Source organism: Arthrobacter sp. NPDC092385 (assembly GCF_044755105.1).
Lineage (GTDB): Bacteria > Actinomycetota > Actinomycetes > Actinomycetales > Micrococcaceae > Arthrobacter_D.
The window spans coordinates 212,344-234,380 of sequence record NZ_JBIVQL010000001.1; the positions used below are offsets into that span (position 1 = coordinate 212,344).

Consider the following 22,037-nt stretch of genomic DNA (forward strand, 5'->3'; position numbering starts at 1 on the left):
CCTGGCCGGAGTGCGGGCGCCGGACGTGCGGAGGGCTCAGCTCGTCGAGGAGAGGGTCTCGATCTCATCAGCGGTGAGTTCGAGCTCCGAAGCCTGCGCCGAGTCCTGGATGCTCTCCGGACGCGAAGCGCCCGGGATCGGGATGACGGTGGGCGCGAGTGCCAGTTCCCAGGCCAGGCACATCTGCTGGGGGCTGACCCCGTGCTTGTCCGCGAGTTCCTGGAAGGGCGTGAACTGCTCGCCGAGCCCGCCGGCCTTCTTGATGCCGCCGAGCGGGCTCCACGGCAGGAAGGCAATGCCGTTCTCGCCGCAGTACTTCAGCTCGTCCTCGCTGGACCTGAAGGCGGGGGAGAACTGGTTCTGCACGGACACCAGCCTGCCGCCGAGGATCTCGTTCGCCTTCCTGATCTGGTGCACGGTGGCGTTCGAGATGCCCGCCATGCGGATCACGCCCTCGTCGAGCAGGTCCTTGAGGGCTCCGACCGACTCCTCGTAGGGGACCTCGGGGTCCGGGCGGTGGAACTGGTAGAGGTCGATCGCTTCGCCGCCGAGCCGCTTGAGCGATGCCTTCGCAGCCTCCTTGAGGTAGTCCGGGCGGCCATTGAGGGTCCAGGAGCCGTCGCCGGGGCGCAGGTGCCCGCCCTTGGTCGCAACGAGGATGCCCGCGGTGTCCGAGCCGTAGCTCGAGAGGGCCTTCGCAATGAGCGACTCGTTGTGGCCCACCTCGTCGGCGTCGCGGTGGTAGGCGTCCGCGGTGTCGATCAGGGTGACGCCGGCGTCGAGCGCGGCGTGGATGGTGCGGATGGAGCGGTCCTCGTCGGGGCGGCCCTCGATGGACATGGGCATTCCGCCCAGGCCGAGGGCGCTGATCGGGGTTCCGCCGATTGAGCGTTGCTGCATGGTCGTTCTCCTTCGGATAGACGTGCAGGCCTCATCGTAAGCATGCTTCGCAGTTTGTCGCCAACGACAACAAAACCTCTGGCCCCTTGTGGAGATCCTGCGCACCATCCTGCCCTCGGGGATTGCCCTCCCTATAGGGGGCGGGCAGTCCGGCGGCGCGAAGCACCGCGGCGCGCATCATCGGGCTCATGGCATCCCCTCATGGCAGAAGTACGGACTGCCCAAGTCCGGGTGGGGCCGGTACCGTTACGGGCACAAGCGAAGACCGGAGCAGAACGCCACGACGCCGGCACGAATCCCGGAGGAGAGCTGCAGCATGGAAGTACCGCTTTACGTCTGGACCGCGACCGTGATCGGCATCGCAGGCCTGCTCGCGTTCGACTTCTTCTTCCACGTCCGGAAGGCACACACTCCGAGCCTCCGCGAATCCGCGATCTGGTCCTCGATCTACGTGGGCATCGCGCTGCTGTTCGGCGTCGGTGTGCTGGTCTTCGGCGGGCCCACCATGGGCACCGAGTACTTCGCGGGCTATGTCACGGAGAAGGCCCTCTCCGTCGACAACCTCTTCGTGTTCCTCATCATCATGTCGAGCTTCAGGGTGCCGCGGGCCGACCAGCAGAAGGTCCTCCTCTTCGGCATCGTCTTCTCGCTGATCGCCCGCACCGGCTTCATCTTCCTCGGTGCAGCCCTGATCAACAGCTTCGCCTGGGTGTTCTACATCTTCGGCCTGATCCTCCTCATGACGGCCGGCAACCTGCTCAAGCCCAGCGGGCACGACGACGACAGCGAGAGCGTGATCATCCGGCTCGCCAAGCGCGTCCTCCCGGCATCGGAGCACTACGACGGCGACAAGCTGTTCACCGTCGAGGACGGCAAGCGTGTCCTGACGCCGATGCTGCTCGTCATGGTGGCCATCGGGGCCACCGACATCCTGTTCGCCCTCGATTCCATCCCCGCGATCTTCGGCCTGACCCAGAACACGTTCATCGTGTTCACCGCCACGGCCTTCTCGCTCATGGGCCTGCGTCAGCTGTTCTTCCTCATCGACGGGCTGCTGGACCGCCTGATCTACCTCTCCTACGGCCTCGCGGTGATCCTCGGCTTCATCGGCGTGAAGCTCATCCTCCACGCGCTGCACGAGAACAACCTGCCGTTCATCAACGAGGGCGAGCACGTGAACGTCGTCGAGATCAGCACCGGCCTCTCGCTGAGCGTGATCCTCGGCGTCCTGGTGGTGACCGTCCTGGCCTCCGTCCTGAGCCCCAAGGGCAAGGCCAAGAACGCCATCTCCGGCGCGAAGCGGCACGCCGCCGAGTACCTGGACCTCAACTACGAGACGGACATCGCCGAGCGCGAGAAGATCTTCGCCAGGCTGTGCGCCGAGGAGGACGACCTCAGGAAACTCCCGGAGAAGTACAAGCGCCTGATCCGCAACGAGACCGAGTTCATGGCGATGATCCGGAAGGCCCACGCCGAGCACGACGAGGCACTCGAGCGCCAACCGGGCGGGTAGGGCTACTTCCGCTCGCCGGACACGATCCGGCCGATGACGCCGCTGTCGAGGACCTCACCGAGCAGTTCGACGGTCGCGCCGGGCGGAAGGGGGATGCCCGGACGGCCGGTCAGGGTGCCGAGATCCAGGCCGGCCAGGAAGCGTGAACCGAAGGTCTCCACGGAGTGGGGGGCCACGAGGTCGTCCACCGGCACGCGGACCGGAGCGTCGTAAAACCCGTCGACGTCGTCCTCCTCATCCATGGCGTCCACGAAGCCTGGGCTCGAGGCGACCGTCCACGAGTAGGGAGCGCGGCAGAGCCCGGCCTCCTCGACGGGGCAGACGTCGTCGATGAGTTCGTTGACGGCCTGCGAGACGAGGTCGGCGTCCTCGGAGTCGAACGCGTACAGGCCGTGGAGGTAGGCGTCGAACTCGAAGTAGTCGGTGGAGCCGCCCATGTTGCAGTAGTGCATCCATGTCTCATAGGCGGAGAGCCCGGCGAATTCCATCGCCGTCAGGGTGTCCTCGTTCTGCATCGCGTCCAGCTCCTCGTCGCGGCCCCCAGCTGAGCCTCCCTCGATCTTCTCGGACGCGTTTCAAGGAAACCGGGTGTCCGGGCTCAGTTTTGACGCAAGGTAGGACGGCGCACCTCAAGCCAGGATGAGCAAAAGCAGAGGAATGGGCTCACCTCGGCCCTTCCGCCGCCCAGCCGCTCGGCGGGGCGGGTCAGTGGACGATCTTGAGGCCGACGACGCCGCCGACGATCATGGCGAGGAAGACGATCTTGAGGAGAGACGCCGGTTCCGTGCCGGTGGCCATCGCGTAGATGACGGTCAGGGCGGCGCCGATGCCCACCCAGACGGCATAGGCCGTTCCGACGGGCAGCGTCCGCATCGCATAGGCCAGCCCGGCCATGCTCGCGATGATGGCGACCCCGAACACCACGGTGGGCGCCGGCCTGCTGAAGCCGTCGGACCTGCCGAGGGCGGTGGCCCAGACGGCTTCGAGGACTCCGGACACCACGAGGACGAGCCAGGCCATGATTCTCTCCCTGGGCCGTCTTGTCGCACACCGGGTACGGCACCCCTCGTCCGGGAGGCGATGGTGACCGCCTCGCTTCCATGGTGTCACGGAACGGGTGCGGGCCCGCCGTCCCGTCGGCTCCCGGGCGGCCTTCCTAGCCGATGGTGACGCTGCCGTCCTCCACCTGCCAGCGCTCGTCGAGGCGGACGTTCTCCAGCAGCCTGCGGTCATGCGTGACGAGCAGCAGGGCTCCCGTGTAGGACTCGAGGGCGTCCTCGAGCTGTTCGATCGCGGGGAGGTCGAGATGGTTGGTGGGCTCGTCCAGGACCAGCAGGTTCACGCCCCGGGCCTGGAGCAGCGCCAGGCCGGCCCGGGTCCGCTCCCCGGGGGAGAGGGAGCCGACGTCGGCGCGCACCTGGTCGGCCCTGAGCCCGAACTTGGCGAGGAGGGTCCGTACCTCGGCCTGCGACATCTCCGGGACGAGGGCCTCGAACGCCGCGCCGAGGGGGAGGGCTTCGTCGAGCTGTCCGCGGGCCTGGTCGATCTCGCCGACCGCGACACTGGAGCCGAGCGTGGCTGCGCCGCCGTCGGGTTGCTGGTGGCCCAGGAGCAGGCGCAGGAGGGTGGACTTCCCGGCACCGTTCGGGCCGGTGATCCCGATGCGCTCGCCCGCGTTCACCTGGAGCGAGACAGGGCCGAGGGTGAAGCCTCCCTGCGTGGCGGAGGCGTTGTTCAGGGTCGCGACGACGGCGCTCGACCGCGGCGCGGAGCCGATGGTGAACTGAAGCTGCCATTCCTTGCGGGGCTCCTCGACCTCGTCCAGCCTCGCGATGCGCGATTCCATCTGCCGGACCTTCTGCGCCTGCTTCTCGGAGGACTCCATGCTGGCCCTGCGGCGGATCTTGTCGTTGTCCGGACTCTTCTTCATCGCGTTGCGCACGCCCTGCGAACTCCACTCGCGCTGGGTGCGGGCGCGTCCCACGAGGTCCTGCTTCTTCTCCGCGAACTCCTCGTAGGCCTCGCGGGCGTGCCTGCGGGCCACGGCCCGTTCCTCGAGGAAGGCGTCGTAGCCGCCGTCGTACACGGCCACCCTGTTCTGCGCGAGGTCCAGTTCGACGACGGTGGTCACGCAGCGCGCGAGGAACTCGCGGTCGTGGGAGACGAGGACGACACCGCCGCGCAGGTTCTGGATGAAGGATTCGAGGCGCTCGAGGCCGGCGAGGTCGAGGTCGTTGGTCGGTTCGTCGAGGAGCACGATGTCGAAGCGGCTCAGCAGCAGGGCCGCCAGGGCCACCCGGGCGAGCTGGCCTCCGGAGAGTGCCGTGGTGGGGGTGGTCGGGTCGATGCTGCCGGCTACGTCGGCCAGGACAGCCGGCATGCGGTCCTCGAGGTCCACGGCGCCGGAGGACATCCAGTGGTCGAGTGCCACGGCATAGGCGTCGTCGGCACCCTTCGCGCCGCTCCCCAGGGCCGCGGCCGCGTCCTCCATGGCCACCGTCGCGGCCGTCGTCCCGGTGCGACGGCCGATGTACCCGGCGACCGTCTCGCCCTCGAGCCGCTCGTGCTCCTGCGGCAGCCATCCCACGAACGCGTCGGGCGGTGTGGTCCGGACGGTGCCGGCAATCGGCGTGTCGGCTCCGGCGAGCAGGCGCAGGAGCGTGGTCTTGCCCGCGCCGTTCGCACCCACCACCCCCACGACGTCCCCGGGCGCGACGGTGAGGTCGAGCTTCGAGAAGAGGGTGCGGTGGGCGTGGCCCCCGGACAGGTCCTTCGCCACGAGGGTTGCAGTCATTCCTCCAGTCTAGGAGGGGAGGAAGCCCTGCGGGTCAGGCGGCTACGTGCCAGATGCTGTATTCGTCGAGGCTGAGAATGGCGCGGTGGCCGGCCAGGTCATCACGGATCCAGACCACTCCGAGGCCGGGCGCGGTGTCCTCGACGCACCCGCGGTAGTGCACCTCGTTCTTGCGGCGGGCCTCGACGACCGTTCCGGCGGCGAGCGAGCCGAGGTCGAGGATGCGGGCGGTGCTGGGAGTGGCGATGGCAGTCATGGGTGCTCCTTGATGGCTCAGGGTGCGGCCCGTTGAGACTGGCGGGCCGCTTCCTCCATGATTCGGGAGCGGTGTTGCCGGGATATTTCCGGAAGGTTATGTTTCCGAGGTTCCGTCGCAGCGTTACACAGGGTTTACCGGGGGGACTGCCCAGCGTGCTGATCGTTGCCTAAGCTACTCGAATGAGTGAACCCACCCCACCGGACACGGCCTACCTGGCGTCGATCGACGAGCGGACGCGAAGGCTGCTGGCCGAGGCCCTGCCGGACCAGTCACCGTTCGAGGGTGCGCCCGGCGGGCTCGCCGACGCCGTCGAGCAGGGGGTGGACGGCGTCGCGGACAGGCTGCGGCACGTGGTCCAGCACCTGCACGCCCACCCGGAGACGGCGTTCCAGGAGCACCACAGCGCGATGCTCCTGCAGCAGGAGATCACCCGCCACGGCATCGAGGCACGCATCGGCGTGCACGGGGTCGAGACGTCCGTGCGGGCGGAGGCGGGCAGCCCCGGCCACGGCCCCACCATCGCGATCCTCGCCGAGTACGACGCCCTGCCCGGGATCGGGCATGCGTGCGGGCACAACGTGATCGCCGCGGCGGCCCTCGGTGCCTTCCTGTCACTGGCCTCCGTGGCGGACCGGCTGCCGGGCCGCGTCCTGTTCCTCGGGACGCCCGCCGAGGAGGGACACTCCGGCAAGGAGGTCATGGCGCGCAACGGCGCCTTCGACGGCGTCGACGCGGCGATCATGGTGCACCCCTACGGCTACGACCTCGCCGACCAGGTTTGGCTCGGCCGGCGGCTGCTGACGATCATTTTCACCGGCGTCGAGGCCCATGCCTCCGCGCAGCCCTTCATGGGCAGGAACGCCCTCGACGCCGCGAACCTCGCCTACCAGGGCATCGGCCTGCTGCGGCAGCAGCTGCCGCCGTCGGACCGTGTCCACGCGAACATGACGGAGGGCGGGGAGAGCCCCAACATCATCCCGGGCCGCGCCGTGCTGAAGCTGTACGCGCGCTCGCAGCAGCCCGCGACCCTGAAGGACCTGAGCAGGCGCCTCGAGGACGTCGCCCGCGGGGCCGCCCTGATGACGGGGACGGGCGTGGAACTGCGCTGGGACGAGCACCCGCCGTCCCTGCCCATCCGCACCAACGGCGCGCTCACGGGCCGCTGGGTCGCGGCACAGCAGCGGCGCGGGCGTTCCCCGCTTCCGCTGGGTGTCGTCTCGGAGACCCTCGCCGCCTCCACCGACTTCGGAAACGTGAGCTACCGCGTCCCGGGGATCCACCCCCTGATCCGCATCGCGGAGCCCGCCACGGCCCTGCACACCCGCGGGTTCGCGGAGGCCGCCCGGAGCGCGGCGGCCGAGCTGGCGGCTCTCGACGGCGCCGTCGGGCTGGCCCTCACGGCGCTCGACTACCTCGTGGACGGCTCCCTGCGTACAGCCGTGCACGAGGAGTTCGAGGAGCAGGGAGGCATCGTCGACGTCCCGTCCTACTTCGACTGAGCCTGCCGTCGCGGCGCATCGCGACGACCCGCCACACCACGCAGCATCCATAGCATCGACCGCCAAGGAGAACGCATGTCAACCACTGCAGCACCCCGACCGGGACTGACGGACCGGTTCCTCACGGGCGTGGAGAGGGTGGGCAACAAGCTCCCTGATCCGTTCATGCTCTTCCTGATCCTCTTCGGCATCACGGCCGTGGTCACCACCGGGATGGCGCTCGCGAACGTGACCGTGCAGGTGCCCGGTGCGGACGAGGCGACGGTCATCAAGGGCCTGTTCACGGGCGAGGGCATGACGTGGCTGACGCAGAACCTGGGAGCCAACTACCTCGGCTTCCCGCCACTGGCCACGGTGCTCCCGATCCTGCTCGCGGTCGGCGTGGCCGAGAAGTCCGGCCTGCTCGGAGCCCTGATCCGGAAGGTCTTCGGTTCGGCTCCCCGATGGGCCCTGCCGTACGCCGTCGGCTTCGTCGGCGTCGTCGGGTCCGTCATGTCCGACTCCGCCTTCGTCATCATCCCGCCACTGGCGGCGCTCGTCTTCAAGGCTGCCGGCCGGCATCCCGTGGCAGGCCTGCTCGGCGGCTTCGCGGCCGCCGGCGCGGGCTACTCGACCAACCTGCTCGTCACGAGCCTCGACGCCCTGTTCGCCGGTATCACGACGGCGGTCACGGAGAACCTGCCCAACGCGGGCGCCCCCGTCACGCCGCTGTCGAACTACTACTTCAACATCGCGTCCTCGCTGGTGCTGATCCTTCTCGCCGGGTTCATCATCGACAGGGTGCTCGAGCCCCGGCTCGCGCGGCAGAACGTGCCCGTCGACGAACTCGTGGAGGACGGCGAGCACGCATCGGCGCCCGTGGCCCTCAAGGCGGAGCTGGAGCCGCAGGAAGCCCGCGGACTGAAGTGGTCGCTGATCGTGGGCCTCGTCGTCGCGCTGGTGATCCTGGCCTCCGTGATCGTGCCCGGATCGCCGTGGCGCAACGAGGCGGGCGGATTCCTGCCGCGCTCGCCGCTCCTGAGCTCGATCGTCTTCATCGTGTTCCTGCTCTTCACGGTTCCCGGGCTCGTCTACGGGCGGATCGTCGGCACCATCACCACGGGGCGCGACGTGCCCCGTGTCATGGGCGAGGCCATCAAGGACATGGCAGGCTTCCTGGTCCTCGCGTTCATCCTGGGCCAGTTCATCGCGCTGTTCAACTGGTCCGGAATCGGCTCCTGGATCGCCGTCGCGGGCGCCGGGGCCCTCGAGGGCATCGGGCTGACGGGCTACCCGGCGGTGATCGCGTTCATCCTGCTGGCGTCCGTGCTCAACCTGTTCATCGTCTCGGGCTCGTCGATGTGGACCCTGATGGCGTCGGTCTTCGTGCCGTTGTTCGCACTGCTCGGCTACGAGCCGGCCTTCATCCAGGGCGCGTTCCGCGTGGGCGATTCGGCCACGCAGGTCATCACGCCGCTGAACCCGTACATGATCGTGCTGCTGACCATGCTGCGCAAGTACGAGCCGGAAGCGGGCCTGGGAACACTGATGGCACGGATGCTTCCGTTCGTGGTTCCGTTCTGGCTCGCCTGGGTGGCCATCCTGACGGTGTTCTTCTACCTCGACCTGCCACTGGGGCCGGGCAACGACATCTTCATCCAGCCGTAGGAGGGCGCCGGCGGGAGCCGTGTCAGGGCAGGGCAGCAGCGTACTCCCGGTGCGGCGTCACGCCCGATGCTGCAGCTCGCGCGGTCGCTGCGATGCGACCGCGAGCTCGGACACGGAGCCGTGCACGGCTTTCCTGTAGCCGTCGGTGCGGGAAGCCTGGTGCTGCATGCCGTCAATGGTCGCCGACAGGTCGCTGAGACACTGGTGCATCCATTCGACTGCTTCGACATCGGCGCGGGATACGGGCGCGGCCCCGCGTCCTGCCCGGTGCAGGAGGCCCCATTGATGAAGCGTCGCCTCGAGCTTCTGGATCAGTTCGAGACCGTCGTCCAAAAGATCAGCAGCCGGAATTCTCGACTGTTTATTCATTTGTCGCTTTCCATCTGATGGGTTCACGCAACGCGGTGCGCAAAAGGGCGTCTGCCGGTGCAACCCCCCAACTCCTGCACGGCTGGCGGCCGATAAGGAGCCGGTATCCATCATTATGCGAGTCAATTCCCGCATAGGCTGCATTGTCAACCGGAATTTCGGGTCAATAACCGGTGGTCGGAACTCCCCCTGACGCGGTATTGGCGCTACCCAAAGGAATAGGTGCCTTGGAATACCGGTTATGCGGACGAACGCATTCCCGATCGGAAGGACCACCGTGACCACGGTCTACGCCCTGCACGAGAACCCGGACTGGTTCCCGCCCTTCGCCCGCGCCTTCGAGGCGGAAGGCGTGGAGGTGGTCGAATGGCTGCTGACGGACGGGGTGCTCGACCTCGACGCCGCTCCGCCGGAGGGTATCTTCTGGTCGCGCATCAGCGCCTCGGCCCATACCCGCGATCACGGTCTCTCCAAGGACTACGCGCGGTCGGTGCTGTCCTGGCTCGAGGCCCACGGCCGCCGCACGGTCAACGGACGCCGTGTCCTCGAGCTCGAGATGAGCAAGGTCGACCAGCTGACGGCGTTGAGGGCGGCAGGCATCGACACTCCCCGCACCGTCGCCGCCGTCGGGCGTGAGCGGATCCTCGAAGCCGCCACGGGCTTCGAGGCGCCCTTCATCGTCAAGCACAACCAGGGCGGCAAGGGCCTCGGTGTGCGGAAGTTCGACTCGCACGAGGAGCTCGCCGAATACGTGGCGTCGAGCGGGTTCGAGGAGCCGCAGGACGGCATCACCCTCGTGCAGGAATTCATCCAGGCCGCCGAGCCGTTCATCACGCGAGCGGAGATCGTCGGCGGGACGTTCGTCTACGCGATCAAGGCCGATACCGCGCGCGGTGGCTTCCAGCTGTGCCCCGCTGACGCCTGCGCCATCGACCCGGAGACAGGAAAGCCCATCATGCCGCCGGGTGCCACCATCGCGCCCGAGCCGGACCAGCAGCTGTTCAGTCTCCGCGAGGGCTTCGACCACCCCATCATCGCCCGGTACGAGGATTTCGCGCGACGCAACAAGCTGGAGGTCTGCGGTATCGAGTTCATCGAGGCGGCGGACGGTCGGGTCCTGACGTACGACGTCAACACCAATACGAACTACAACGCCGCCGTCGAGGCGGAGGCGCCGAAGTCCGCACCCCGGGAGCTGGTCAGGTACCTCGCCACGCTGGAGTGACCGGTGCCTGCTGTTCACCGCGGCGTCGAGCTCCATCGGTCTGCCGATCACCTCGGCTTCCTAGGTTGGTGGGGCCCCTGCACCCGAAGGAAAGCCAAGGCCATGAAGCTCCGTCCGCTCGCCGTCCTGCTCGTCTCCACTGCGACCCTCTCCGTCGCCCTGCCGGCAACGGCCGCCCCGGCGTCCGCCGACGTCGTGCTCGGTACGCCGCACGCCGCGGCCCACGCGCACAACGACTACGAGCACGACCGCCCGCTCCACGACGCGCTCGAGCACGGCTTCACGAGCGTGGAGGCGGACGTCTGGCTCGTCGATGGTGAGCTCCTGGTGGCACACGACCTCGAGGACGTCTCACCCGAGCTGACCCTCGAGAGCCTCTACCTCGATCCGCTCGACGCCATCGTCCGGGGCAGGGCGGGAAGCGTGTACCCCGGCTGGGGCGGGGAGTTCCAGCTCCTCGTGGATATCAAGGGTGACGCCGAGCAGACCTGGGCCGCCATCGAGGCTGAACTCGACGAGCACCGGACCATGCTCAGCCGCGTCAGCAACGGCAAGGTCAAGCAGGGCGCGGTGAGTGTGGTCATCAGCGGGAATCGGCCGCTCGGGACCATGGCCGCCGACCGGCAGCGCCTCAGCTTCTACGACGGGCGTGCGTCCGACCTCGGCTCGGCCCTCCCGTCGAGCCTGATGCCGTTGATCAGCAACAACTGGAACCAGCTGTTCACGTGGCAGGGCGTGGGCGAGATGCCGCCTGCCGAGCGGACCAGGCTCCAGGTGTACGTCGCCACTGCTCACCAGCAGGGCGCCCGCGTCCGTTTCTGGGCGACACCGGACGTGCCCGGCGCCGCCCGTGAAGCAGTCTGGACCGAGTTGGCGAACGCCGGTGTGGACCACATCAACACCGATGACCTGCCCGCACTCGAGGCGTTCCTGGCAGCACGCAGCTGACGCGACGACGGCGCCCCGCCCGATGCGGAGGCGCCGTCGTGCAGGTGGTGTTCCTCGTACCCGGGCTACGGGGTGACGGGGATGGTGCCCGCGTAATCCGTGCTGTAGCCGGTGACCGGTGCGTGCGGAATCTCCTCCCACACCTCCGGATCGGTCTCCTGCACCTCACCATTGGCGAGACCGGTGAGGAGCATGCGCATGGCCAGGATGTTCTGCTGGATGCTCTTGCCGCGTGCCTTCTGGCCCAGGGAGCCGTCGCTCGTGTTGCCCGAGGTCTCGAAGAACACCACGGGGTTCGAGTGGCCTTCCGGGTTGAGCCCCTGGTAGTCGAGACCCAGCATCATGGCGGAGACCACACCGCCCTTGATGTCGATCTCGAGGCTGCCGCCCACCTGGTAGCGGTCCATCGTGATGAAGCCCGTGCCCTTCAGCTCCTCGTACACGTAGCCGTGCATCTGCCGGGTCAGGATGTCGTAGTCGCCACCCTGGAGGGTCGGCAGGGTGGGACCCCCCGGTGCCAGCGAGATGCCGAGGGACAGGGTGACGTCGTCGCTCGTGCCGTACTGCTGCTTCAGCCCCTGGTGGTGGATGTCGATACCGTAGTCCGGGTCCACCATCGTCCAGTACTCGTAGAACGCCAGCGACTCTCGGGCCTGGAATTTGTCTGCCACCCAGTCTCGGTTGAGGTCGACGGTGAGGTTCCGTCCGTTCCCATCCGTACGGGGAGCGTTCGCTGCGGTGTCCCAGAGAACCGTCTGCCGGATGTTCAGTTCGCTGCCGTCCGGGTTGTACATGGGGATGAAGTGGATGGTGAAGGCTTCACGGATCTCCTTGTACTCGGGAGAGCCATTGGTCCCGAGATCCTTGAGGAGGCTCAGGATCGCTTCAGCCCCATAGGGCTCGTTGCCGTGGATGCGGCCCTGCACCCACACGTCCTGCGGCCCTGTCCCGACGGTCGCGACGTACAGGTCCCGGCCCTGCTCACTGGTGTTGACCGCGGTGCCGGCCTCGGCCAGCGTGAACACGGCGACGCCGTAGCGCGAGGTCTTCTCGATCTTCTCCAGTTCCTTGACGGTGTCTGCATAGGTCAGGATGCTGGCGGTGTTAGTGGTGCCTTCGGGCGAGGGGAAATTCCCCTCCGCCCGTGCTGGTCCCGACGTGAGCAACGGCAGGGCGATGAGTGCCGCCATGCCGAGTGCGAGGGTCCGGTTGCGTGCCGTCCTGGGCGTTCCGGACGCGGTGGTGTTGCTCGAGATCACGAATGTCCTCCATGGGCGCGTGGGTGATGGTCCAACCCGGGCGCCACCTCCCGCGTCCCCGCTGCGGTTGGCAGTACCCAATGGGTGGTGCCGTTCACGGTACCGCCCAGCAGGCCCGATGCACAGGGTCCTGAACACCTCGGGACTGCGGGAGCGCTGGGGTAGCGTGCTCGTATGCTCCCGGTCGCCCGCCGGGGGTGGCGTCGACCCGGAAGGATGCACTGATGTCCCGCTTCACGAAAGACGGCAAGGTCAGGTCCGAGACGCTCCCGAGCACGCTGCAGCGATCCGACGAGAAGGCGCAGGACACCTTCGCCGCCACGCTGGATGCCGCCGAGGAGCAGTACGGCGACGGGGAGCGGGCGCGCCGGACAGCCTTCGCCTCGCTCAAGCACGGCTTCGAGAAGGTGGGGGACCACTGGGAGCCCAAGGAGAAGAAGGGGCCGTCCGACGAGCAGGCGGCCGCCGGCGGTGCGCAGGCGCGGCCGACGTCGGGCGGCGTCGATGCCAACGCCTCGAAGAAGCACCTCTACGACCTCGCGAGGAAACTCGACGTGCCGGGCCGTTCCGGCATGTCCAAGGACCAACTCGTCGAGGCGCTGCAGAGGGCGAACGCCCGGGAGACGCGGAGGGCGCGCGAACAGTAGCTATTACGCAACGAAAGCATTTCCTAATGGGTATCTTCTTAGGCTAGCCTTACTTCTACCCCCGTCCCACGGCCTCTGCGAGGCCATAGAAGCCAAGGAGCCTCATGGCCCCCTCCCGCCTGCGCCGCCTGGTTGCTGTCGCCGCCGTCACCGTCCTCTCCCTGTCCGCCTGCTCCACCGGTCCGGCCGAGAGCGGCACGACCACCGGCACCAGCAGCGCCTCGGCCGATGCCGAGGCGTTCCCGGTCACGATCGAGCACGCCTTCGGCGAGACGACCCTGACCGAGAAGCCAGAGCGCGTCGCGACGGTGTCCTGGGTCAACGCCGATGTTTCCCTCGCCCTCGGCGTCGTGCCGGTCGGCATGCCCGCCGACACCTACGGCGGCAACGAGAACCAGTCCACGCCGTGGAAGGACGCGAAGCTCGAGGAACTCGGCGCCGCCATCGGGACGGACAAGGCCCCTGCGCAGTACTCCGAGACCGACGGGATCGCGTTCGACGACATCGCTGCCACGAATCCCGACGTCATCCTCGCGGCGTACTCCGGGCTGTCGCAGGAGGACTACGACACCCTCAGCAAGATCGCCCCGGTCGTCGCGTACCCCGAGATCGCCTACGGCACTGCCTGGCAGGACTCGACGCGCATCATCGGCGAGGCCCTGGGCCTGTCCGACGACGCCGAGGAGCTGGTGTCGGAGACGGAGCAGGCCATCGCCGACGCCGCGGCCGAGTATCCGCAGATCGAGGGCAAGACCTTCATCTACGGCAACCTCGAACCGGCCAGCGCGGAGGGTGTCAGCATCTACACCGCCAACGACAACCGTCCTCGGTTCCTGACCGAGCTCGGCATGGTCCAGGCCGACGTCGTCACCGAGAACACGAAGGGCTCCGAGGAATTCTTCATCCCCTGGTCCGCGGAGCGAGCCAACGAGCTCGACTCGGACATCTTCGTCACCTGGGTGCCGGACGAGGGCACCAAGGAGGCCATCGCCGGTGATCCGCTGCTCGGCCAGATCCCGGCCGTGAAGAGCGGGGCGCTCGTCGCCGACAGCGACAACACACTGACCCTGTCCGTGTCCGCAGCGAACCCCCTGAGCCTGGTCTGGGCGCTCGACCGGTTCCTGCCGATGCTCGGCGAGGCCGCGGACAAGGCCTGACGAGGACCGCCGATTGCCCTTCGGCCGTATCTCGGCTGGAATGGGAGGCGAACCGACTCGTCCGACGAAAGGAACCCCGATGGCCCAGGCGGAAATCAACAAGCTCCAGGCGGCAACGGCCTGGGACAGCAAGGGCAAGAAGCTCGGAGACGTGAACGACGTCCACCTCGAGAAGGAATCCGGTATTCCCGCGTGGGTCACGGTGTCGCTCGGACTGCTGAACTCGCGCAAGCACTACGTCCCCCTCGCCAACTCGCGCTTCGAGGGTGACGCGCTCCACCTGGCATGGTCGAAGGACGAGATCGCCGACGCGCCGCATGCGGCCAGCGGCCTGGAGCTCTCCGCGCAGGAGGAGTCGGCGCTCATCGACTACTACCGGTTGCGCGACGAGGCCGTGTCCTCCTAGGGCGCGTCATGACAGGAGCCCCGCCCGCTGATGCGGACGGGGCTCCTGCCATCGGTGGGATGCTCAGAACAGGTCGATGATTCCGACGATGTAGCCGACGAAGTAGAGCAGCGCCAGGAGGACCACGATGCCGATCACGGTGATCCAGAGCGCCTGCCGTCCTTTGGACGGCTTTTCCTCGTCCGCGTGGCCCTGCTGCTGCCAGGCTGTGCTCGATTCCGCAGGCGGTGTCTCCCCGGGGGGCACGCCGCCGCCGGGCTCCAGGCCGGTGATGTGGTTCTCCACCGGGTCGGGATTCCCTGCATTCGAGGGGTCCGGGCGTTCACTCATGCTGTCCTCCGCGTCGTTGGTCGGGCGATCCTGATCCACCCTACTCCGCGAACACTAAGCATGCTTACCTACGGTTGAGCTGTACAGGGGCGGTGCCTCGGGGTTACTGACCGAGGCCGGCCGTGCTCCCGCCGGTCGGGTCGAATCCCTGGCCGGCCGCGCTGTGCCCGGCTCCGGCGTCGTCGGCTGCGCCTGGCTCAGCCGCCCCGGTGGTACCCGCCGGTGGCAGTGCGCCCTGTTCGCGGGGAGTCCAGGACATCGTGATGGCGACGCCCTCCTCGGTCTCCTCGACGAAGAGGTGGAGGTCCTCGCCGATCAGCGCCTCGTGGTGCACCGGGTCGCCCGCCTGCCTCGCCATGTCCGTGAGGCGGCAGATGGTCACCGCCATGGCGCGCCCCCAGTCATGGGGATGCTTGCTGGTGGACTCCTCGGTAGCGGTGAATTTCCTGTCGGTGGTCGCCATCGTCTTCCCTTGCCGTCAGTGAGGAAATCAGTACCCTTGCTTTCGGGTGAGAGCAACTTTAGCAGTGGGCCACATGGGGTGATACGTGATATTCGGTTAACAATGCGCAAAGAGACGTCCGAACCCCGGGCCGCGGAAGAACGCAGTGCGAGGGTCGCGGTGACCCTGTTCCCGCTCCTGATCCTGGCCGGCGGACTGGTCGCGGTCCTCACGCCGGGCACCTTCGCCGGGCTGGCTCCACTGATCAATCCGTTGCTCGGGGTCATCATGTTCGGGATGGGTCTGACGCTCAGGCCGGCGGATTTCGCCCTCATCGGGAAGAGGCCCATTCCCGTGGTGATCGGAGTGGTGGCGCAGTTCGCCGTCATGCCGCTGCTGGGCTGGGGCGTCTCGATGGCCCTCGGGCTTCCCCCGGCGCTCGCGGCCGGGGTCATCCTGGTCGGGTGCTGCCCCGGAGGGACCGCCTCGAACGTCGTGTCCTACCTCGCCCGGGGAGACGTCGCACTGTCCGTGGCGATGACCTCGGTATCCACGATCCTGGCCCCGATCCTGACGCCTGTGCTCACCCTGTGGCTCGCCGGGCAGTACATGCCCGTCGACGCGACCGCCATCGGCCTGTCGATACTCCAGATCGTGCTGATCCCGGTCATCATCGGACTGGCCGTCCGGTACTTCCTTCCCCGTGTGGTCGAGCGGATCCTCCCGGCACTGCCGTGGATCTCGGTCGCGGCCATCACCGTCGTCGTGATCGCAGTGGTCTCGGGCAGCGCCGGCATCATCTTCTCCGCCGGGCTGCTGGTCTTCGCCGCGGTGATCCTGCACAACGGCCTAGGCTATGCACTGGGCTATGGCGCTGCACGCCTGTTCGGCCTGCCCACCGCGGCGAGGAGGACGACGGCGATCGAGGTGGGCATGCAGAACTCCGGCCTCGCTGCCGGCCTCGCACGGACCTACCTGACGCCGGAGGCCGCGCTGCCGGGGGCGATCTTCTCGGTGTGGCACAACGTGTCCGGGGCGGCGCTGGCCGCGTACTGGCGCCGTCGCGACGCACGCACAGGTACTCCTGCGGGCGTTGCCGGCCGCTGACGCGGATCCGCCGGCTGCCACGAGCCGCCTCAGGCAGGTGCGCCGCCCACGCTGAGCAGCCGCCATTCGTCGCGCCGCGCGTCGAAGGCGATCCCGAACTCCAGGACGGGGGAAGCGGGCCCGGTCTGTGCCGCGAAACGCCAGGCGCACGACGTCGTACCCCGGGCCTGCGCTCCGCCCGCATCCGGGAGCCGGCCTGTCGCCGCGGACCACCGGTGGGGATCCCCGACGGCCTGCCAGATGGTGCCACGCCACCGGAGGGCGAGTGGCGCGCCGGTCGGTGTGAAGCGGACCGCGGCGGGCTCATCAAGGGCCCGCTCTTCTCCGTTGCCTGCGTGGATGGCCTGTGCTGTCATGCCCGCTCGTCCTTCGGTCTGCCTGCTGATCACCTTCTTCGAGGATAGAACACATGTTCTATTTTCGGGAAGGGTCCATCGGGTGCCGCAGGGCCGCGACGTGCCTCGGGGCCCCGGCGGGTGGACTGCATCGTCGCTCGGATCTTCTGGGGGTGGCACCGGCTAGTGTTCCTCGAACCACGGTCTAGTAGCAGGCTTCGGTTCCTGACCATCATCGGACTCCCCATGACAGAACTCCTGACCGATCCCGCCCGCCCGATCGGCGGCCTTCCCGCATCGGTTCCCGCGGACCGGCTCCTCGCCGGCTTCGACACGGAACACGAACCATCCGCCGACGTGCCTCCCACCGACGTGCCTCCCACCCAGCGGGAGCGCGACGCGCAGTGGATGGCTTCCGCCGCCGACACCCCGGACATGGCCTCCCTCTCGCTGGCCGATCTCCGCGTCATGGCGAACAGGACGTTCCGCCTCCTGGACTCCGACCACCCACCGGTGCACGCCTCCGATCGCTACAGCGCAGCCGTCACCGAGATCGAACTCCGTGCACGCCGGTCAGCCGCTCGTGGGGGTGCGGGCGTCCGGGACGTCTTCAAGGACTCGCCCTACAACTCGCGCTTCGAGCTGTACCTCGACGGTTCCCTGGCGGCGTACATCAAGTACTCCCTGCTGGGCGGTCACCTCACCCTGAGAGCGCTGGTCGAGCTGCCCGGGTTCGAGGGGCGTGGCCTCGAGCGGGTACTGATGCGCAGGGCCGTGCTGAACGCCCACAAGCGTCGCCTCACCGTGGTGCCGGCATGTCCGGTGGCCGACACGTTCCTGGACCGGAATCCGCAGTACCGCACTCTGGCGCGCATGCCGGGCCGGCTTCCTCCCGCTGCGGCATCGGTACCCCGCGGCTAGTCCGGCAGCCGGAATGCCGACGGAGGGTTCGTTGTTGTCGCATCACGAGGCTCGACGATGCGCCGACAGACGGATCAAGCACAGGAGCACTCCATGCCGCTCAGCCCTGCCACGACAACCCTCCGCACCGCCGAGACCAGCGTCCCCATCATCAGTGAACTGGCCAGGCGCTGGAGCCCGCGGTCCTTCGATCCCGAGGCGACCATCGCGGATGCCCAGCTCGATGCGCTGCTCGAGGCAGCACGCTGGGCGCCGTCGGCGAGCAACAACCAGCCCCGCCGGTTCATCGTCGCCCGGCGGGGAACGCATGCGTTCGACACGATCGTCTCGGCCCTCGTGGGATTCAACGCCGCCTGGGCCCACACGGCCTCGGCCCTGATCATCGGGATCGCCGAGACCTCCAGCGTCGAGGGGGACGTGCGCCCCTACGCGCAGTACGACCTCGGGCAGGCCGTGGCACACCTGACCATCCAGGCGGAAGCAGAAGGCCTCGCCACCCACCAGATGGCGGGCGTCGAGTGGGAGAAGCTCGTCGCGGCGTTCGACCTCCCGGAGAACATGGTGCCCATGACCGTCACGGCTGTGGGCACCGTTGCCGAGGCGGACAGGCTCCCGGAGGCCCTGGCGGAGCGGGAGACCGCGCCGCGCACACGCCTTCCCCTGGCGGAACTGGTGCTGCTGCGCAGCTAGGCGCCGGCGCTGCCACCGGGACGGTCGAGCCGTCCCGGCGGGCGGCACCCCGCTGTCCCGGCAGCTCCCTCGGGCGTGCTGCCGGGGGCCCGGGCCGTCGCGTTGCCGCCTAGGCGCGCAGGGCGGCCCGTGCCGCGTGCCCGATGACCGCACTGTAGGTGGGATAGGCGAACTTGACGCGGGCGAGGGTCGCGAGGTCCGTGCCCGCTGCCATGGCCGACGCCACGGCGGTGATGACCTCGACCGCATTCTCGCCGACCGCGTGCGCGCCGAGGATCAGTTCGCGCCGCCGGTCGACCACGAGTTTGAGGAAGCCCTGTTCGCGGTCGTCGATGATCGGCCGCTCGACGACGGCGTAGGGCACCGTCACCGCGTGGCACTCGGCGTCACGCTCCCGCGCCTTGGCCTCGGTGAGCCCGACGCCCGCGTAGTCCGGGTCGGTGAAGCCGCCTTCGGGCAGCAGGTGGTGCGGAGTGGTGCGCGTGGCACCGAGCACGGCGTTCTCGGCCGCGGTCTCGCCCTCGAAGACTGCCGCCTGGACCAGCATGCTGCTGCCGTTGGCGTCGCCCGCCACGTAGACGTGCGGGACGTTGGAGCGCAGGTACTCGTCCACGGGGATGAAGGAGCGGGCGGTCCGGATGCCGGCCGCCTCGAGGCCCAGGCCGGCGAGGTTCGCCGGCCAGCCCGCGGCCATGACGACGGCGTCGACGGACCTGGACGCCGGCTCGCCGTCCCGCTGCCAGGTGAGGATGAGGCCTTCGCCCTCCGCCCGGATCCCGTCGATACCGCCGATACCGGTCTCCACCTGGATGCCCTTGCCGGTGAAACTCGCGGTGACTGCCGCGGCGACGTCCTCGTCCTCGGTCATCAGGATGCGCGGAGCGACGTCGAGCAGCAGGACCTCCGACCCCAGCGCGTCGAAGATGGTGGTCATCTGGGCACCCGTGTGTCCGCCGCCGATGATCGCCACGGTGCCCGGCAGGCTCGCGAGGCTCAGCACTTCATGGGGCAGCACGGCGTGCTCGGCGCCCTCGATCGGCAGGCGCCGGCCGCTTCCCCCGATGCACAGGATGATCGAGGCTGCGGTGACCTCGCGACCGTCGACCAGGACGCCGTGCTCGCCCGTGAGCTCGGCGTCGCCCTCGATCAGTTCGATGCCCAGCCGCTCCATCGTGGGGCCGTAGCCCTTGGCATCGAGGACCCGCGCGACGGTGGCGTGCACCCTCTGCACGGTCTTGTCCCAGTCGACGGACGGCTCGTCCACGACGATCCCGTAGTCGTACGCGGTGCGAACCTCCCGGAACAGGCGGGCGGTCTTCGCGAGGACGCGGGTGGGAACGCAGCCCGAGTTCACGCAGGTGCCACCGAGTGCCGAGCGCTCCACGACGGCGGTGCGCGCCCCGAGTTCGGCGGCGCGCGTGGCGGCCGCCATGCCGGCGGGCCCACCTCCGATGACGAGGACATCGAACGTGTAGTCCATGCATAGCTCCTTGGGTCGTCAGGGGTGGTCGGTCCCATCCTCCACCGGATGCCGCCGGAGCCACAACGAGGCGGCCCACCGGAGCTGCCGGACCTATCGGAGCTATCGCCGGGACGGTCCTGCGCCTAGGATCGGACTTCAGGGTCGACACGAATGGATGCAGATGGCTGGGGACGTCGGGGAGCAGCCTCGCTACACACTGACCGACGACGGCGCGTTCCTGCGCCTGCGATGGGCAGCGGGGGTCACGATAGGTGGGGCCGACGTGCGCTCGACGACGGCGGCGGTGACGGCCGCGTCGACGGCGGGCAGGCGGCCGCTGCTGGTGAACATCGGCCTGGTCGACGCCATCACCCTGGACGCCCGGCAGTTGCTCATCGAGGACACGTGCTCACTGCGGACCGGAGTGGTGGGAGTCGACGAGGTCGGCAAGGTGCTCACGGCGTTCAACTACCGCTCCGCGACGCCGAGCCGCTACTTCACCGACGAGGCCGATGCGATCGCGTGGCTGACGGGCCGGTCCGATGCGGGCGAGACCACCAGCAGGGAGCCCGAGGAACCGCTGCCCTTCCGGGCCTGGATGGAGGACGGCATCTTCACGGTGGAGTGGGATCCCGGTGCCAGCGTGACCACCGCGGTGGCCGAGGCGCTCGTCGCGGCCGCCGCCGTCCAGAACCCCTCGACGTGTCCGCCCATGCTCGCGCTCAACAACAACATGGTCTCGCTGGCGTCCGAAGCACTGGAGGTCTTCGCGTGGCAGTTGGACGTGGCGGCGCTCGCGATCGTCGGGGCCGAGGGGGACCGCCTGGTCGCTACCTACTACAAGCAGCTCCACAACCCGCCCTACCCCACGAGGTTCTTCGGATCGGCGTCCGAGGCCCGGACCTGGCTGTCGCTGGGGCGGAAGCGCTGAGCCCTGCGCATCCCGCAGAGAAGCACTGACCCACACCGAGACCACGGCGGGCGATCCCGCCCGCCGACCCCCACGATCCTCCAGGAGAAACCCCATGAAGACCGTCAAGGCCTATGCAGCGCCGTCCGCCACGGACCCGCTGGTCCCCACGACCATCGAGCGGCGCGACGTCGGACCGAAGGACGTGCTGATCAAGATCGCGTACGCCGGCGTCTGCCACTCCGACATCCACACCGTCCGCGGCGAGTGGGGACCGCAGCAATACCCGCTGACGGTCGGCCACGAGATCGTCGGCGTCGTCGAGGAGACCGGGCACGAGGTCACGCTCCACAGGGTCGGCGACCGCGTCGGGGTCGGCTGCATGGTCGACTCCTGCCGCGAATGCGCCAACTGCAAGCAGGGCGAGGAGCAGTACTGCCTGAACGGCAACACCGGTACCTACGCCGGTGTGGACCGCGACGGATCGATCACCCAGGGTGGATACTCGACCCACATCGTGGTCGTCGAGGACTTCGTGCTGTCCGTCCCGGAGAGCATCCCCTACGAGGCTGCGGCCCCACTGCTCTGCGCGGGCATCACCACCTACTCGCCCCTCGCGCACTGGAACGCGGGACCGGGGAAGAAGGTCGCGGTCGTCGGACTCGGCGGCCTCGGTCACATGGCGGTGAAGATCGCCCACGCCATGGGCGCCGAGGTCACCGTGCTGTCCCAGACGCTGAGCAAGCAGGACGACGGCACGCGCTTCGGGGCCGAGCACTACTACGCCACGAGCGACCCCGACACGTTCAAGCAGCTCGCCAACACCTTCGACCTCATCATCAACACGGTGAGTGCGAAGATCGACCTGGACGCGTACCTCTCCCTCCTCGGGCTCAACGGGACCATGGTCAACGTGGGCGCTCCTGCGGATCCCCTGCCGCTGCACGTGTTCACGCTGTTCAACCAGCGGCGTTCCTTCGCGGGATCCGGTATCGGCAGCATCCGCGAGACGCAGGAGATGCTGGACTTCTGCGCCGAGCACGGGATCGCACCCGAGATCGAAGTCATCTCCGCCGATGCCATCAACGAGGCCTATGAGCGCGTGCTGTCCTCCGACGTGCGCTACCGCTTCGTGATCGACACGGCCACCCTCGGCTAGGACCGGGACCGGACGCGGGCGGGCGCCCACGCCGGAGGCCCCGCCCGTGCAGTCCCCG

Annotated in this window: 24 protein-coding genes and 1 riboswitch; of the genes, 13 read left to right on the plus strand and 11 right to left on the minus strand. The window is 68.5% G+C overall.

Annotation, left to right across the window (positions count from 1 at the left end; translation table 11 throughout):
* Window positions 1-36: 36 nt before the first annotated feature.
* Window positions 37-900, minus strand: a complete 864-nt coding sequence (locus ACIQCY_RS01055) for an aldo/keto reductase (RefSeq protein ID WP_400482035.1) — start codon at window positions 898-900, stop codon at window positions 37-39.
* 316 nt (window positions 901-1,216) lie between these two features.
* Between ACIQCY_RS01055 and ACIQCY_RS01060 the strand changes: the two genes are divergently transcribed.
* The gene (locus tag ACIQCY_RS01060; RefSeq protein WP_400482036.1) at window positions 1,217-2,413 is read left to right on the plus strand and encodes a TerC family protein; all 1,197 of its coding nucleotides are present in this window, start codon (window positions 1,217-1,219) and stop codon (window positions 2,411-2,413) included.
* A 2-nt stretch (window positions 2,414-2,415) separates the two neighbouring features.
* On the opposite strand, the gene ACIQCY_RS01065 is transcribed toward ACIQCY_RS01060, so the two are convergent.
* The 4 genes from ACIQCY_RS01065 to ACIQCY_RS01080 form a co-directional block, all read right to left on the minus strand.
* Window positions 2,416-2,928 carry a hypothetical protein gene (locus ACIQCY_RS01065; RefSeq protein WP_400482037.1) on the minus strand — a complete coding sequence of 171 codons (513 nt, stop codon included), beginning with the start codon at window positions 2,926-2,928 and terminating at the stop codon, window positions 2,416-2,418.
* A 190-nt stretch (window positions 2,929-3,118) separates the two neighbouring features.
* Window positions 3,119-3,433, minus strand: coding sequence for a DMT family transporter (locus ACIQCY_RS01070; protein WP_400482038.1), 315 nt, complete (start codon window positions 3,431-3,433; stop codon window positions 3,119-3,121).
* A gap of 9 nt (window positions 3,434-3,442) precedes the next feature.
* A riboswitch (guanidine-III (ykkC-III) riboswitch) is annotated at window positions 3,443-3,509 on the minus strand.
* Between the two features lie 60 nt (window positions 3,510-3,569).
* Window positions 3,570-5,207, minus strand: a complete 1,638-nt coding sequence (locus ACIQCY_RS01075) for an ABC-F family ATP-binding cassette domain-containing protein (protein ID WP_400482039.1) — start codon at window positions 5,205-5,207, stop codon at window positions 3,570-3,572.
* Between the two features lie 34 nt (window positions 5,208-5,241).
* Window positions 5,242-5,463, minus strand: a complete 222-nt coding sequence (locus ACIQCY_RS01080; RefSeq protein ID WP_400482040.1) for a hypothetical protein — start codon at window positions 5,461-5,463, stop codon at window positions 5,242-5,244.
* A gap of 182 nt (window positions 5,464-5,645) precedes the next feature.
* Here ACIQCY_RS01080 and ACIQCY_RS01085 point away from each other — a divergent pair, with 182 nt between their 5' ends.
* Window positions 5,646-6,965, plus strand: a complete 1,320-nt coding sequence (locus ACIQCY_RS01085; protein ID WP_400482041.1) for a M20 family metallopeptidase — start codon at window positions 5,646-5,648, stop codon at window positions 6,963-6,965.
* Between the two features lie 75 nt (window positions 6,966-7,040).
* Window positions 7,041-8,612, plus strand: a complete 1,572-nt coding sequence (locus ACIQCY_RS01090) for an AbgT family transporter (RefSeq protein WP_400482042.1) — start codon at window positions 7,041-7,043, stop codon at window positions 8,610-8,612.
* A gap of 57 nt (window positions 8,613-8,669) precedes the next feature.
* On the opposite strand, the gene ACIQCY_RS01095 is transcribed toward ACIQCY_RS01090, so the two are convergent.
* Window positions 8,670-9,095: a hypothetical protein gene (locus ACIQCY_RS01095; protein WP_400482043.1), complete on the minus strand. Its 426-nt coding sequence runs from the start codon at window positions 9,093-9,095 to the stop codon at window positions 8,670-8,672.
* A gap of 127 nt (window positions 9,096-9,222) precedes the next feature.
* Between ACIQCY_RS01095 and ACIQCY_RS01100 the strand changes: the two genes are divergently transcribed.
* Both ACIQCY_RS01100 and ACIQCY_RS01105 read left to right on the plus strand, forming a co-directional pair.
* On the plus strand, window positions 9,223-10,206 hold the full coding sequence (locus ACIQCY_RS01100) for a RimK family alpha-L-glutamate ligase (protein ID WP_400482044.1): 984 nt from the start codon (window positions 9,223-9,225) through the stop codon (window positions 10,204-10,206).
* Window positions 10,207-10,308: 102 nt separating this feature from the next.
* Window positions 10,309-11,154: a phosphatidylinositol-specific phospholipase C/glycerophosphodiester phosphodiesterase family protein gene (locus ACIQCY_RS01105; protein ID WP_400482045.1), complete on the plus strand. Its 846-nt coding sequence runs from the start codon at window positions 10,309-10,311 to the stop codon at window positions 11,152-11,154.
* Window positions 11,155-11,219: 65 nt separating this feature from the next.
* On the opposite strand, the gene ACIQCY_RS01110 is transcribed toward ACIQCY_RS01105, so the two are convergent.
* On the minus strand, window positions 11,220-12,413 hold the full coding sequence (locus ACIQCY_RS01110; RefSeq protein WP_400482046.1) for a M14 family zinc carboxypeptidase: 1,194 nt from the start codon (window positions 12,411-12,413) through the stop codon (window positions 11,220-11,222).
* 224 nt (window positions 12,414-12,637) lie between these two features.
* Here ACIQCY_RS01110 and ACIQCY_RS01115 point away from each other — a divergent pair, with 224 nt between their 5' ends.
* The 3 genes from ACIQCY_RS01115 to ACIQCY_RS01125 all read left to right on the plus strand — a co-directional run bounded on the left by ACIQCY_RS01115 (window position 12,638) and on the right by ACIQCY_RS01125 (window position 14,623).
* Window positions 12,638-13,060 (plus strand): ChaB family protein, encoded by a 423-nt coding sequence (locus ACIQCY_RS01115; protein ID WP_400482047.1) that lies wholly within the window; start codon window positions 12,638-12,640, stop codon window positions 13,058-13,060.
* A 104-nt stretch (window positions 13,061-13,164) separates the two neighbouring features.
* Window positions 13,165-14,217: an iron-siderophore ABC transporter substrate-binding protein gene (locus ACIQCY_RS01120; RefSeq protein WP_400482048.1), complete on the plus strand. Its 1,053-nt coding sequence runs from the start codon at window positions 13,165-13,167 to the stop codon at window positions 14,215-14,217.
* A gap of 79 nt (window positions 14,218-14,296) precedes the next feature.
* Window positions 14,297-14,623, plus strand: a complete 327-nt coding sequence (locus tag ACIQCY_RS01125; protein WP_400482049.1) for a PRC-barrel domain-containing protein — start codon at window positions 14,297-14,299, stop codon at window positions 14,621-14,623.
* Window positions 14,624-14,686: 63 nt separating this feature from the next.
* On the opposite strand, the gene ACIQCY_RS01130 is transcribed toward ACIQCY_RS01125, so the two are convergent.
* Together ACIQCY_RS01130 and ACIQCY_RS01135 are read right to left on the minus strand one after the other, a co-directional pair.
* Window positions 14,687-14,953: a DUF6480 family protein gene (locus ACIQCY_RS01130; protein WP_400482050.1), complete on the minus strand. Its 267-nt coding sequence runs from the start codon at window positions 14,951-14,953 to the stop codon at window positions 14,687-14,689.
* 103 nt (window positions 14,954-15,056) lie between these two features.
* Entirely contained in the window at window positions 15,057-15,416 is a 360-nt protein-coding gene (locus ACIQCY_RS01135; RefSeq protein WP_400482051.1) for a hypothetical protein, read from the minus strand.
* Window positions 15,417-15,518: 102 nt separating this feature from the next.
* Here ACIQCY_RS01135 and ACIQCY_RS01140 point away from each other — a divergent pair, with 102 nt between their 5' ends.
* Window positions 15,519-16,502 (plus strand): bile acid:sodium symporter family protein, encoded by a 984-nt coding sequence (locus tag ACIQCY_RS01140; RefSeq protein ID WP_400482052.1) that lies wholly within the window; start codon window positions 15,519-15,521, stop codon window positions 16,500-16,502.
* Between the two features lie 29 nt (window positions 16,503-16,531).
* Here ACIQCY_RS01140 and ACIQCY_RS01145 read toward each other — a convergent pair whose 3' ends face one another.
* Window positions 16,532-16,858 (minus strand): hypothetical protein, encoded by a 327-nt coding sequence (locus tag ACIQCY_RS01145; protein ID WP_400482053.1) that lies wholly within the window; start codon window positions 16,856-16,858, stop codon window positions 16,532-16,534.
* A 225-nt stretch (window positions 16,859-17,083) separates the two neighbouring features.
* On the opposite strand from ACIQCY_RS01145, the gene ACIQCY_RS01150 reads away from it, so the two are divergent.
* Both ACIQCY_RS01150 and ACIQCY_RS01155 read left to right on the plus strand, forming a co-directional pair.
* Complete coding sequence (locus ACIQCY_RS01150; RefSeq protein WP_400482054.1) at window positions 17,084-17,758, plus strand: GNAT family N-acetyltransferase; 675 nt, start codon at window positions 17,084-17,086, stop codon at window positions 17,756-17,758.
* A 93-nt stretch (window positions 17,759-17,851) separates the two neighbouring features.
* Complete coding sequence (locus ACIQCY_RS01155) at window positions 17,852-18,448, plus strand: nitroreductase family protein (RefSeq protein WP_400482055.1); 597 nt, start codon at window positions 17,852-17,854, stop codon at window positions 18,446-18,448.
* Window positions 18,449-18,557: 109 nt separating this feature from the next.
* On the opposite strand, the gene ACIQCY_RS01160 is transcribed toward ACIQCY_RS01155, so the two are convergent.
* A complete protein-coding gene (locus ACIQCY_RS01160; protein ID WP_400482056.1) occupies window positions 18,558-19,928 on the minus strand; it encodes a dihydrolipoyl dehydrogenase family protein in 1,371 nt (456 codons plus the stop codon).
* A gap of 163 nt (window positions 19,929-20,091) precedes the next feature.
* On the opposite strand from ACIQCY_RS01160, the gene ACIQCY_RS01165 reads away from it, so the two are divergent.
* Window positions 20,092-20,841: a hypothetical protein gene (locus ACIQCY_RS01165; RefSeq protein ID WP_400482057.1), complete on the plus strand. Its 750-nt coding sequence runs from the start codon at window positions 20,092-20,094 to the stop codon at window positions 20,839-20,841.
* A gap of 94 nt (window positions 20,842-20,935) precedes the next feature.
* A complete protein-coding gene (locus tag ACIQCY_RS01170) occupies window positions 20,936-21,979 on the plus strand; it encodes an NAD(P)-dependent alcohol dehydrogenase (protein WP_400482058.1) in 1,044 nt (347 codons plus the stop codon).
* Window positions 21,980-22,037 lie beyond the last annotated feature (58 nt).

Bases quoted from the DNA above. Each gene is read 5' to 3' on its own strand.
- ACIQCY_RS01055 (WP_400482035.1), bottom strand. From the start codon at position 900: ATGCAGCAACGCTCAATCGGCGGAACCCCGATCAGCGCCCTCGGCCTG.
- ACIQCY_RS01060 (WP_400482036.1), top strand. From the start codon at position 1,217: ATGGAAGTACCGCTTTACGTCTGGACCGCGACCGTGATCGGCATCGCA.
- ACIQCY_RS01065 (WP_400482037.1), bottom strand. From the start codon at position 2,928: ATGCAGAACGAGGACACCCTGACGGCGATGGAATTCGCCGGGCTCTCC.
- ACIQCY_RS01070 (WP_400482038.1), bottom strand. From the start codon at position 3,433: ATGGCCTGGCTCGTCCTCGTGGTGTCCGGAGTCCTCGAAGCCGTCTGG.
- ACIQCY_RS01075 (WP_400482039.1), bottom strand. From the start codon at position 5,207: ATGACTGCAACCCTCGTGGCGAAGGACCTGTCCGGGGGCCACGCCCAC.
- ACIQCY_RS01080 (WP_400482040.1), bottom strand. From the start codon at position 5,463: ATGACTGCCATCGCCACTCCCAGCACCGCCCGCATCCTCGACCTCGGC.
- ACIQCY_RS01085 (WP_400482041.1), top strand. From the start codon at position 5,646: ATGAGTGAACCCACCCCACCGGACACGGCCTACCTGGCGTCGATCGAC.
- ACIQCY_RS01090 (WP_400482042.1), top strand. From the start codon at position 7,041: ATGTCAACCACTGCAGCACCCCGACCGGGACTGACGGACCGGTTCCTC.
- ACIQCY_RS01095 (WP_400482043.1), bottom strand. From the start codon at position 9,095: ATGATGGATACCGGCTCCTTATCGGCCGCCAGCCGTGCAGGAGTTGGG.
- ACIQCY_RS01100 (WP_400482044.1), top strand. From the start codon at position 9,223: ATGCGGACGAACGCATTCCCGATCGGAAGGACCACCGTGACCACGGTC.
- ACIQCY_RS01105 (WP_400482045.1), top strand. From the start codon at position 10,309: ATGAAGCTCCGTCCGCTCGCCGTCCTGCTCGTCTCCACTGCGACCCTC.
- ACIQCY_RS01115 (WP_400482047.1), top strand. From the start codon at position 12,638: ATGTCCCGCTTCACGAAAGACGGCAAGGTCAGGTCCGAGACGCTCCCG.
- ACIQCY_RS01120 (WP_400482048.1), top strand. From the start codon at position 13,165: ATGGCCCCCTCCCGCCTGCGCCGCCTGGTTGCTGTCGCCGCCGTCACC.
- ACIQCY_RS01125 (WP_400482049.1), top strand. From the start codon at position 14,297: ATGGCCCAGGCGGAAATCAACAAGCTCCAGGCGGCAACGGCCTGGGAC.
- ACIQCY_RS01130 (WP_400482050.1), bottom strand. From the start codon at position 14,953: ATGAGTGAACGCCCGGACCCCTCGAATGCAGGGAATCCCGACCCGGTG.
- ACIQCY_RS01135 (WP_400482051.1), bottom strand. From the start codon at position 15,416: ATGGCGACCACCGACAGGAAATTCACCGCTACCGAGGAGTCCACCAGC.
- ACIQCY_RS01140 (WP_400482052.1), top strand. From the start codon at position 15,519: ATGCGCAAAGAGACGTCCGAACCCCGGGCCGCGGAAGAACGCAGTGCG.
- ACIQCY_RS01145 (WP_400482053.1), bottom strand. From the start codon at position 16,858: ATGACAGCACAGGCCATCCACGCAGGCAACGGAGAAGAGCGGGCCCTT.
- ACIQCY_RS01150 (WP_400482054.1), top strand. From the start codon at position 17,084: ATGACAGAACTCCTGACCGATCCCGCCCGCCCGATCGGCGGCCTTCCC.
- ACIQCY_RS01155 (WP_400482055.1), top strand. From the start codon at position 17,852: ATGCCGCTCAGCCCTGCCACGACAACCCTCCGCACCGCCGAGACCAGC.
- ACIQCY_RS01160 (WP_400482056.1), bottom strand. From the start codon at position 19,928: ATGGACTACACGTTCGATGTCCTCGTCATCGGAGGTGGGCCCGCCGGC.
- ACIQCY_RS01165 (WP_400482057.1), top strand. From the start codon at position 20,092: ATGGCTGGGGACGTCGGGGAGCAGCCTCGCTACACACTGACCGACGAC.
- ACIQCY_RS01170 (WP_400482058.1), top strand. From the start codon at position 20,936: ATGAAGACCGTCAAGGCCTATGCAGCGCCGTCCGCCACGGACCCGCTG.